Origin of the sequence: Allochromatium humboldtianum, assembly GCF_013385175.1 — a bacterium.
Taxonomy (GTDB): domain Bacteria; phylum Pseudomonadota; class Gammaproteobacteria; order Chromatiales; family Chromatiaceae; genus Thermochromatium; species Thermochromatium humboldtianum.
Map to the genome: position 1 here is coordinate 20,766 of NZ_JABZEO010000003.1, position 11,294 is coordinate 32,059.

Sequence of the window (11,294 nt, forward strand, 5' to 3'; positions counted from 1 at the left end):
GCGCCCGTCAAGGCGCGCCCGGTGGATTGTCGAGAGGTTAGTCAGGGGGCATGGGGGCGTCAAGCAAACTGAAGCGCGCTATCGACTTCGATCAGTATCAATCGACCAGATCACCCTTCAAGACGCGCTCAAAGGCAAGCTGTCCGTCTTGCAAACCGACCTCGATCAGATCCCCTGGAGCGAACCGGCCCGACAGGATCTGCTGCGCCAGCGGATTCTCCAACTGGGCGCGGATGGCGCGCTTGAGCGGCCGCGCGCCATAGACCGGATCGAAGCCGGCCGCGCCGAGGTGATCGAGCGCGGCGTCGCTGACTTCGAGCCTCATGTCGCGCTCCGCGAGCCGCTGTTGCAGATAGCCGAGCTGGATGCGTGCGATCGCCCGGATCTGCGCCTGTTGCAACGGATGGAAGACCACGATCTCGTCGAGCCGGTTGATGAACTCAGGGCGGAAGGCATGGCGCACGATCTCCATCACCGCATCCTTCATCTCGGCATAGTGTGCTTCGCCCGCGCGTTGCTGGATGATGTCCGAGCCGAGATTGGAGGTCATGACGATGACCGAGTTACGGAAATCGACCGTGCGCCCCTGACCGTCGGTCAGGCGGCCGTCGTCGAGCACCTGGAGCAGCACGTTGAAGACGTCCGGATGCGCCTTCTCGACCTCATCGAGCAGGATCAGACTGTAGGGGCGGCGGCGGATGGCCTCGGTCAGATAGCCGCCTTCTTCATAGCCGACATAGCCGGGCGGCGCGCCGATGAGCCGGGCGACCGAGTGCTTCTCCATGAACTCGGACATATCGATGCGGACCATGGCTTCCTCGGTGTCGAACAGGAAGGCGGCGAGCGCCTTGCACAGCTCGGTCTTGCCGACGCCGGTCGGGCCGAGGAACAGGAAGGAGCCGATCGGCCGCCCCGGATCGGACAGCCCGGCACGCGAGCGGCGGATGGCGTCGCTCACCGCGCGCACCGCCTCGCCCTGCCCCACCACGCGCTGTTCGATCTCGGACTCCATGCGCAAGAGCTTGTCGCGCTCGCCTTCCAGCATCTTGGAGATCGGAATGCCGGTCCACTTGGAGACGACCTCGGCCACCTCCTCGTCCGTGACCTTGTTGCGCAGTAGCCGGTTCTCGCCCTGCTCGGCCTGGGAGGCCGCGGCCAGTTGCTTCTCCAGCTCGGGGACGCGCCCGTATTGGAGTTCGGACATGCGCGTCCAGTCACCGGCGCGGCGCGCCGTCTCCATCTCCAGCCGCACCCGGTCGAGCGCTTCCTTGATGTGCGCTGTGCCCTGCACGGCGGCCTTCTCGGACTTCCAGATCTCGTCGAGATCGGCGAATTCGCGCTCCAGACGTGCGATCTGGCCCTCCAGATCGGCCAAACGTTTGCGCGAAGCCTCGTCGGATTCCTTCTTCAGCGCCTCGCGCTCGATCTTGAGCTGGATCAGACGCCGGTCGAGCCGGTCCATCTCCTCGGGCATGGAATCGATCTCCATGCGGATGCGCGAGGCGGCCTCGTCGATCAGGTCGATCGCCTTGTCGGGCAACTGTCGGTCAGCGATGTAGCGATGCGAGAGCGTGGCGGCGGCGACGATCGCCGTGTCTGTGATCTCGACGGCGTGATGGACCTCGTAGCGTTCCTTCAAGCCGCGCAGGATGGCGATGGTGTCCTCGACGTTCGGCTCGTCGACCAGCACCTTCTGGAAGCGGCGTTCGAGCGCGGCGTCCTTCTCGACGTATTTGCGATATTCGTCGAGTGTGGTCGCGCCGACGCAGTGCAGCTCGCCGCGCGCCAACGCCGGCTTGAGCATGTTGCCCGCGTCCATCGAGCCCTCGGCCTTGCCGGCGCCGACCATGGTGTGCAGCTCGTCGATGAAGAGGATGACATTGCCCTCCTGACGGGCGATGTCGTTCAGGACCGCCTTGAGCCGTTCTTCGAACTCGCCGCGGAACTTGGAGCCGGCGATCAGCGCGGCCATGTCGAGCGCCAGCAGCCGCTTGGATTTCAGCCCCTCGGGCACCTCGCCATTGACGATGCGCTGGGCCAGACCCTCGACGATCGCGGTCTTACCAACGCCAGGTTCGCCGATCAGGACCGGGTTGTTCTTGGTGCGCCGCTGCAAGACCTGGATGGTGCGGCGGATCTCGTCGTCGCGTCCGATCACCGGGTCGAGCTTGCCCTGCTCGGCGCGCTCGGTCAGGTCGATGGTGTATTTTTCGAGCGCTTGGCGCTGCTCCTCGGCGTTGGGGTCGTTGACGGCTTGGCCGCCGCGTACAGTCTGGATGGCCTGCTCGATCGCGCTCTTGCTGGCGCCGGCCTCGCGCAGCGCACTGCCGAGCGTGCCCTTGTCCTCAAGCGCCGCGAGCACGAAGAGCTCGGACGAGATGTATTGATCGTTGCGCTGCTGGGCGAGCTTGTCGGTCAGGTTGAGCAGACGCGAGAGATCGTTGCTCACATGCACGTCGCCGCCGACGCCCTGCACGGTCGGCAGGCGTTCGAGCGCCTCGCCCAACGCTGAGCGCAGCTTGTTGGCGTTGACGTCGGCCTTGTTGAGCAGATGGCGGATGGTGCCGCCCTCCTGGTCCAGCAGGGCGGCCATCAGATGGATGGGTTCGATGAACTGATGATCGCGACCCAGGGCCAGACTCTGGGCGTCGGCCAGGGCCAGTTGGAATTTGGCGGTCAGTTTGTCCTGTCTCACGATGAGGTCTCCATAAAAATTTCCGGTCGTTTGCTCGGGAAATTGGGGCACGGCGACACCCGAATCAAGCCGATTTCCGCTATCATGCGCGCGTGAACCTACGTGACCTCAAATACATCCTCGCCGTCGCCGAGACGCGCCATTTCGGGCGCGCCGCCGAGCGCTGTTTCGTCAGCCAGCCGACCCTGAGCGGTCAGATCAAGAAGCTGGAGGACGAACTCGACGTGGTCATCTTCGAGCGCACCAACCGCTCGGTCGAGATCACCCCGGTCGGCGCGGCCATCCTCGCCCATGCGCGGCTGGCGCTCGAACAGGCCGAGGCCATCGAGCAGGTCGCGCGCGCCCATCAGGATCCCATGGCCGGACCGCTGCGCATCGGGGCCATCCCGACGCTCAGCCCCTATCTGATGCCGCTGATCCTGATGCCGCTCAAGCAGAGCTATCCCCAGCTCAGGCTGGTGCTCTCCGAGGAGATCACCGATCTGCTGCTCGGTCGGCTCGCGCGCCACGAGATCGACGCCGCGCTCCTGGCCACGTCCGTCGACGAGAACGAATTCGAGAGCCTGCCGCTGTTCGAGGAACCCTTCTGGCTGGCCCATCCGGTCAACCACCCGCTCGACGCCCATCCCGAGATCACCGCCCAGGATCTGGAGCGCATCGAACTGCTGCTGCTGGCCGACGGTCACTGTCTGACCCATCAGGTGATGGAGGTCTGCCATCTGAGCGAGCGTCCGCTACGGGGCGAGATGGCCGACCTGCGCGCCTCCAGTCTGGAGACGCTGCTGCAACTGGTGCGCGCCGGCTTCGGCTGCACGCTCATCCCGGCGCTGGCGATACGCGGCGGCTGGATGAGCGACAGCGGGATCGTCACCCGCTCGCTGGCCGCCCTGCCCGATGCCTATCGGCGCATCTCACTGGTCTTCCGCAAGAGTTTTCCGCGTCGCCAGGCACTGGACGCCTTTGCCGCCGTCGTCCGCGACCATCTGCCGAACACGGTCAAAGCACTGTCGCCCAAGCATCCGGTCTAACGGTCGCCGAACGCGAACCGTTCGATCACTTGCGGTCGATCGGATCCGGCTCGACAATCGCCTCCCCATCATCCATCGACAGCCGGAAACCTGCGGCATGCTGACCCGAAGAGAACTGCTCCAAACACTGTTGGCCCTGGCCGGAAGCTGGGCCGCTCTTCCATCGACCTCGCGCGCGGCGCCGACGGGCACGTCCGCCGCCCCCTTCAGTTACGACTGGCTGCGTAGCGAGGCGCGCCGACTGGCCGCCAAGCCCTATATCGCACCATCCGAGAACGTGCCGGCCTGGGTCGAGCAGCTCGACTGGGACGCCTATCAATCGATCCGCTTCGACCCGCAGCATGCCCTCTGGCGCGCCGAAGGGCTGCCCTTCCAGGCGCGACTCTTCCATCTCGGACTGTATTTCAAGCACGCCGTCCAGATCCATGAGGTGGTCGACGGCCTGGCCTATCCGATCCACTACTCAGCGGGTCTGTTCGACTATGGCGAGCGGGTCGGGCAGCCCGAGCGACTCGAAGACATCGGATTCGCGGGTTTTCGTGTCCATGTCGGACCGGATTTCGAACGCGACATGTTTTCGTTCCTAGGCGCCAGTTATTTCCGCGCCGTCGGCGGCACCAAGCAGTACGGGCTGTCGGCACGCGGTCTGGCCATCGACACAGGTCTGGCACGCCCCGAGGAGTTCCCCGAATTCCGCCAGTTCTGGCTGGAACGGCCCGGCCCCGAGTCCACGGGCGTCACGGTCCATGCCCTGCTCGACAGCCCGAGTGTGGCCGGCGCCTATCGTTTCCGGATCACTCCGGGCGAGATGACGCTCATGGACGTCGACGCGGCGCTCTATCCGCGTCGAGCCGTCGAACGGCTCGGAATCGCGCCCCTGACCTCGATGTATCAGTACGGCGAGAACGATCGACGGGTCTCGGACGACTTTCGCGGTGAGATCCACGACTCCGATGGACTGTCGATCCACACCGGATCCGGTGAATGGATCTGGCGCCCACTGGTCAACTCGCCGGTCCTGCGGGTCAATTCCTTCCTGGATCGCAACCCCAAGGGCTTTGGACTCCTGCAGCGTGATCGCGATTTCGACCACTATCTCGACGACGGCGCCTGGTACGATCTGCGACCCTCGGTCTGGGTCGAGCCGGTCGGCGACTGGGGCGATGGTGCGGTACAACTGGTCGAGATCCCCACGGCCGACGAGACCTTCGACAACATCGTCGCCTTCTGGAACCCGGCCCAGGGATTCGTGCCCGGACAGGAGCAGCGTTTCAGCTATCGTCTCCACTGGGGCTCACAGACGCCGATACCCGATCCGGTCGCCGCTGTGATCTCCACACGTATCGGCGCCGGCGGCATCGTCGGCCAGAAGAACCGCCCGCCCTCGCGTAAGTTCGTCATCGACTTCGAGGGCGGCCGGCTCGACGGGCTGACGGCCAAGGCGTCGGTGACGCCCGTCATCACCGCCTCGCGCGGGACGCTCAGCGATCAGGCCGCGCGCCCGCTTCTCGGCACCAAGGCTTGGCGCTGCTCGTTCGACCTCCTGAGCGAGGGCGACGAGCCGGTGGATCTGCGCTGTTATCTGCGCGATGACGAGGGCGGTGCGTTGACGGAGACCTGGCTCTATCAGTGGACTCCGGCCAGCGCGCGCGGCGCTTGCTGACCGGGGACGGTTGCAGACTCGGACCACGGACGCGGGTGTCGCGTCCGGTCTGGACTACAGCAACACCCGCTCGATGCCGTCCGTCCGGACCCGCTCGATGAAGCGCTCGCGCCAGTCGGCGCCCAACAGCCGCTCGGCCAGCTCGACCACGATATAGTCGGTCTTGAGTCCGGTATCGTCCTGATATTTGCCGAGTCCCTGCTGACAGGCCGGACAGGCGGTGAGCAGCTTGACCGCGCCGTCTTCGACCCGGTCGCGGCCGGTCAGGGCCTGGATGCCGGCGGTCAGCTCCTCCTGCTTGCGGAAGCGCACCTGATTGGCGATGTCGGGCCGTGAGGCGCCGAGGGTTCCGGCCTCGCCGCAGCAACGATCCGAGAGCCGTACCGGCTGGCCCATCAGACTAGCGGCGACCTTGAGCGGCGCATGGGTCTTCATCGGCGTATGGCAGGGGTCGTGATAGAGATACTGCACGCCCGTCGTCCCGTCCAGGGCGACGCCCCGCTCCATCAGCCACTCATGGATGTCGAGCAGGCGGCAGCCGGGGAAGATGCGCTCGAACTCGTATTTGAGCAACTGATCCATGCAGGTGCCGCAGGAGACGACCACGGTGTTGATATCCAGATAGTTCAGGGTGTTGGCCACACGGTGGAACAGCACCCGGTTCTCCATGGTGATCCGGCGTCCGCGTTCCTCCAGTCCTGAAGCACTCTGCGGATAACCACAGCACAGATACCCCGGCGGCAGCACGGTCTGCACGCCCTGCTCCCAGAGCATGGCGAGCGTGGCCAGTCCGATGTCCGAATACAGCCGCTCCGAGCCGCAGCCGGGGAAGTAGAAGACGGCCTCGGCTTCGTCGGCGACGCGCGGATCGCGCAGGATCGGCACCTGGGTGCGGTCTTCCAGTTGCAGCACATCGCGGAAGGTGCGCTTGGGCAGGGGCACATGCACCGAGCGTCCGACCAGCTCGACCATCTGACCGGCCAGTGCCGGGCGTCCCGTCGTCGAGCCGGGCTGAGTGATGCGCTTCCTGGTCAGCCCCAGCGTCCTGGCCAGCCGATGGGCCTGATTCATGGCCGCAAAACCCCATTCGGCCAGCCCCAGACGCATCAGACGAATCGCACGCGGATCGGTGCGATTGAGGAACTGCATCGCCGCCCAAGCCCCCGGACTGAAGCGCTTCTGGCCGCGCTCGACCAGGATGCGGCGCAGGCGCGTGGTCACGTTGCCGAAGTCGATGTTGACCGGGCATGGGGTCAGACACTTGTGACAGACGGTGCAGTGGTCGGCGATGTCGTTCATCTCCTCGAAGTGACGCAGCGACAGTCCGCGCCGGGTCTGCTCCTCGTAGAGGAAGGCTTCGATGATGAGTCCGGTGCCGAGGATCTTGTTGCGCGGCGAATAGAGCAGATTGGCGCGCGGGACATGGGTCATGCACTTGGGCTTGCACTTGCCACAGCGCAGACAGTGCTTGACGTCGTCGTTGAGCGCGCCGAGTTCGGTCTCTTCCAGGATGATGGCTTCCTGCTGCACCAGCCGCAGCGAGGGCGTGTAGGCGCCGTCCAGACCCGAGCCGGGCATCAGCTTGCCGCGATTGAACACCGCCTTGGGATCGATGCGTCGTTTGTAGGCGACGAAGGCGTCGAGCTTCTCCTGTTCGAGGAACTGGAGCTTGGTCAGACCGATGCCGTGCTCGCCCGAGATGACGCCGCCGAGTCCGGTCGCCAGCGCCATGATGCGCGCCACCACCCGGTCGGCCTCGTGCAGCATGGCGTAATCGGACGAATGCACCGGGATGTTGGTGTGGACGTTGCCGTCGCCGGCGTGCATGTGCAGCGCGACGAACAGACGCGAATCGCGCACCTGACGATGGATCTCGCGCAGACGCTCACGCACCCGCGCCAGTTCCTGGCCGGAGAAGATCTCGTTCAGACGGTCGGCGACCTCGGCGCGGATCGACTGGCGCAGATCACGGCGCAGCATCATGGCCGCTAGCGTGTCGCCCGCGCGCATCCGTGACCGGGCGGCCTCGTCGAGTAGATCCAGGTTGTTGGCGGCCGGCTGGTCCAGACGCTCCAGGATGGTCTGCCAGCGCGTCCGGACGCGCCGGATCGACTCATGCGCCGCCGCTCGCTTGGCCTCCAGGATGGCGCGCGCCTCGTCCGAGCCTTCATAGTCGCCCGCCGTGCGCGCCTCGGGCATCTCCGAGTCCAGATAGTCGAGGATCGCCGCCAGGATGGCATCCTTGTTCCGGATCGACTGCTCGATGTTGATGCGCTCGATGCCCCGGCTGTAGTCGGCGAGCCGGTCGAGCGGGATGACCACGTCTTCGTTGACCTTGAAGGCGTTGGTATGGCGCGAGATGGCCGCCGTGCGCGCGCGGTCGAGCCAGAAACGCTTGCGGGCCTCGGGACTGACGGCGATGAAGCCCTCGCCGTCGCGCCCACGGGCGATGGCGACCATCTGCTCGGCGGCGGCACTGACGGATGACTCATCATCGCTGACCAGATCGGCGACCAGCACCATCTTCGGCAGCTCGTGACGTGCGGCCTTGGTCGCATAGCCGACGGCGCGCACATAGCGTTCGTCGAGATGTTCGAGACCGGCCATCTGCACATCCGGCAGCGACTCGATCAGCTCCTTGATCTCGACGATCGCCGGCACCGCCAGATCCAGATCCGTGCCGAAGAACTCCAGACAGACGGTACGCACCTGCTCCGGCATCCGGTGCAGCACGAAGCGCGCCGAGGTGATGATCCCGTCGCAACCCTCTTTCTGCACGCCGGGCAGGCCGGAGAGGAACTTGTCGGTCACGTCCTTGCCGAGTCCGACCTTGCGGAAGCTCGATCCCGGCATCTCCAGGATCTCGGGTTCGCCGCGCGGCGTTGTGCCGTCCGGGGCGAAGCGCGAGAGCCGGAAGCGCACCAGTTCCTGATCGTGGATACGGCCCAGGTTGTGATCCAGCCGCTCGATCTCCAGCCACTCGGCCTCGGGTGTGACCATGCGCCAGGAGGCCAGGTTGTCGAGCGCCGTCCCCCAGAGCACCGCCTTCTTGCCGCCGGCGTTCATAGCGATGTTGCCGCCGATGCAGGAGGCGTCCTGCGAGGTCGGATCGACCGCGAACGCCAGCCCGTTGGCCTCGGCCAGATCCGAGACCCGGCGCGTGACCACACCCGCGCCGCAATGTGCCGTCGGCACCAGCCCATCGACGCCCGGCAACGCGACCCGCTCGACACCCGAGAGCCGGTCGAGCTTCTCGGTATTGATGACGGCGGTCAGCGGATGCAGCGGCACCGCCGAGCCGGTATAGCCGGTGCCGCCGCCGCGCGGGATGAGCGTCAGACCGCAGTCGATGCAGGCACGCACGATGGGCGCGACCTCGGCCTCCGTATCGGGCGAGATGACCACGAACGGCAGTTCGACGCGCCAGTCGGTGGCGTCGGTCGCGTGCGAGACGCGGGCCAGACCGCCGAAGTCCAGATTGTCCGCGCGCGTGATCCCGGCGAGCGCCAGACGCAACCGTGCGCGCTGGTGCTTCTCCTGCTCGAACCAGTTGCCGAAACGCTTCACCGCTGTGCGCGCGGCAGCCAGCAGTTCCGCCGCACGCCGGTTGTCGTTCAGACGCCGCTCGAACTGATCGAGCCGATGGTCGAGCGCCTGGAGCAGCAGACGCCGCCGCTTGAGGTTGTCGAGCAGGTCGTCCTGCAAATAGGGATTGCGGGTCACGACCCACATATCGCCCAGCACCTCGAACAGCATCCGCGCCGAGCGCCCGGTGCGGCGCGTGCCGCGCAGTTCCTCGATCAAGCGCCACATCGGCTCGCCCAGGAAGCGGATGACGATCTCGCGATCAGAGAAGGAGGTGTAGTTGTAGGGGATCTCGCGGAGACGGGCAGCGGAATCGGACATGAGGGCTGAACCAGGGCTGGGAGTTTTGCAGTGCACAAATTTTACTGCAAATCCGTCGGGTATCGGCCATGGTATTTGGCAACCCGTCGAACAGCCGGGAGAGCACGCGGCTAGGCCGCTTTTTCTGGATCAGCATCGACAAAGCTAGCTCAATCACGGCCAGACGACATCGCCCCACCATGGACAACTGCGGTTCGGCAATGCGGACCGAATAATCCTATCATAAAAAGATTTATATTGTTCACGGCCCCTCGCTCGGCTATGATCCTAAGAAAAAAGGATCAATGTATGCGCACCGTCAAGGCCACACCCCTCCCAGCGCCACTTATCACCCACCCGCAACAGCTCGGCGCCCTGGTGCGCGCGGTGCGCACGGCCTCGGGTCTCACGCTGGAAGAGACGGCGCTGAGCGTCAAGGTCGCCAAGCAGACCCTGCAAAACCTCGAAACCGGGACCGGCACGGTGTCGCTGGCACTGGCGTTCAAGGTGATGAACGGGTTGGGGATTCATCTGACCTGGCAGACGCCGCCGGACGCTGGCGGTCCCGGAGGCGCGGGTGCAGCTTGAGGTCTGGCTCGACCGGGAGCGGGTCGGCACGCTGGCCTATGACGCCACGCAGCACCGTTTTTCATTTGCCTATACCGCCGACTGGTGCGCCCGCCCGGCGGCCTATCCGCTGAGTCCGGCGCTCCCGCTCGCGCCGGCCGCGTCGTCCGCCGACGATCACAGCGCCCGCGTGCGCCGGTTCTTTGAGAACCTGCTGCCCGAGGGTCAGGCTCTGGAGGAGGCGGCACGCGCCAACCGCGTCTCAAAAGGCAATCTGGTCGGCCTGCTGATCGCGCTGGGGCGCGAAACGGCCGGCGCTCTGCGTCTGGTGCTCCCGGACAGTCCGGGTCGGGACCAGCCTCACAAACGCCTCCTGACGCCGGATGAACTCACCCAACGTCTCCGCCAGCGTCCGCACGTCCCCTTCACGGTCTGGGATGACAAGGTGCGTTTGTCCATCGCCGATTTCCAGGACAAGCTGGCGGTTCTGACGGAGGGCGAGGACTGGTATCTGGTCGAAGGCCCGGACTTGGCGTCCACTCATATCCTCAAGCCTGATCCCGTCGATCCACGCCTAGCCGGTCTGACATCCAACGAGTTCTTCTGCATGCGGCTGGCGGCGGCCACGGGGCTGGACACTGCGCCGGTGGAACTGCATCACCTGCCGGAGCCGGTGTTGAGCGTGGCCCGCTTCGATCGCGACCGGGACGGGACGGCGGTGCGACGGCGGCACGTCATCGACGGCTGCCAACTGCTCAATCTGGCCGGCAGTTACAAATATGAACGCCCTTACGGCGACCATCCCCATGTGCGGGAGATCCGCGATGGGGCCTCGCTGGGGCGGTTCTTCGCGGCGATCGCGGCCAGCCCGCAGCCGGCGAAGGCCAGGTTGCAGTTGCTGCGCTGGCAGGTGTTTCAGGTATTGTTGGGTAATGCCGATGCGCATGCCAAGAATCTGTCCTTTTTCATGACCGCCGCCGGTCCGGTGCAGGCTCCGGCCTATGACCTGACCTGTAGCGCGCTCTATCCGGCTCAGGTCAGCCAGACCTTCGCTATGGCGGTCGGGGATGCGTTCAGTACCGAGGAGCTGTCGGCCTATGAATGGGCGCAGTTTTGCGCGGCCACGGACACGCATCCGACGCAGGTGCGCAAGGAAATCGAGCGCCGTGTGCGGCTGATCCGCCGACAGCTACCGGCGGTGCGCGCGGCTGCGATGGACGCTGGGGCGGTGGAGGCGGTCATCGAGGCGATCAGCACGATCGTGGAACAGCAGTGCCGGCGTCAACTGGAGCTGGCCCCACAGATTCGCGAGATGATGGCCGTCGTTTGAACACCTTTTCCTGGAGATGAGCTTCCCCCGTGTTCGGGACAGGCTTATAGTAAAGCGCACAAACGTATATCCGCCTTGTGAACCTGGTCCGTTCGCCTGGTGAAGTGGCCCACCTGCCATGAAAGG

At 65.5% G+C, this 11,294-nt stretch carries 6 protein-coding genes; 4 read left to right on the forward strand and 2 right to left on the reverse strand.

The annotated features are described in order from the left end of the window. Positions 1-97 precede the first annotated feature (97 nt). Complete coding sequence (clpB, locus tag HW932_RS04865) at positions 98-2,695, reverse strand: ATP-dependent chaperone ClpB (protein WP_176975378.1); 2,598 nt, start codon at positions 2,693-2,695, stop codon at positions 98-100. A gap of 92 nt (positions 2,696-2,787) precedes the next feature. On the opposite strand from clpB, the gene HW932_RS04870 reads away from it, so the two are divergent. Both HW932_RS04870 and HW932_RS04875 read left to right on the forward strand, forming a co-directional pair. Continuing rightward, positions 2,788-3,723 carry a LysR substrate-binding domain-containing protein gene (locus tag HW932_RS04870; RefSeq protein ID WP_176975379.1) on the forward strand — a complete coding sequence of 312 codons (936 nt, stop codon included), beginning with the start codon at positions 2,788-2,790 and terminating at the stop codon, positions 3,721-3,723. Positions 3,724-3,820: 97 nt separating this feature from the next. Further along, a complete protein-coding gene (locus tag HW932_RS04875) occupies positions 3,821-5,386 on the forward strand; it encodes an OpgD/OpgG family glucan biosynthesis protein (RefSeq protein WP_176975380.1) in 1,566 nt (521 codons plus the stop codon). A 54-nt stretch (positions 5,387-5,440) separates the two neighbouring features. Here HW932_RS04875 and HW932_RS04880 read toward each other — a convergent pair whose 3' ends face one another. After that, complete coding sequence (locus HW932_RS04880) at positions 5,441-9,292, reverse strand: DUF3683 domain-containing protein (RefSeq protein WP_176975381.1); 3,852 nt, start codon at positions 9,290-9,292, stop codon at positions 5,441-5,443. A 288-nt stretch (positions 9,293-9,580) separates the two neighbouring features. Here HW932_RS04880 and HW932_RS04885 point away from each other — a divergent pair, with 288 nt between their 5' ends. After that, positions 9,581-9,859: a helix-turn-helix domain-containing protein gene (locus HW932_RS04885; protein ID WP_176975382.1), complete on the forward strand. Its 279-nt coding sequence runs from the start codon at positions 9,581-9,583 to the stop codon at positions 9,857-9,859. Further along, positions 9,849-11,168 carry a HipA domain-containing protein gene (locus HW932_RS04890; protein WP_176975383.1) on the forward strand — a complete coding sequence of 440 codons (1,320 nt, stop codon included), beginning with the start codon at positions 9,849-9,851 and terminating at the stop codon, positions 11,166-11,168. Before HW932_RS04885 ends, HW932_RS04890 begins: the two co-directional genes overlap by 11 nt. The last annotated feature ends 126 nt before the right edge of the window (positions 11,169-11,294 follow it).

Bases quoted from the DNA above. Each gene is read 5' to 3' on its own strand.
- HW932_RS04875 (WP_176975380.1), top strand. From the start codon at position 3,821: ATGCTGACCCGAAGAGAACTGCTCCAAACACTGTTGGCCCTGGCCGGA.
- HW932_RS04880 (WP_176975381.1), bottom strand. From the start codon at position 9,292: ATGTCCGATTCCGCTGCCCGTCTCCGCGAGATCCCCTACAACTACACC.
- HW932_RS04885 (WP_176975382.1), top strand. From the start codon at position 9,581: ATGCGCACCGTCAAGGCCACACCCCTCCCAGCGCCACTTATCACCCAC.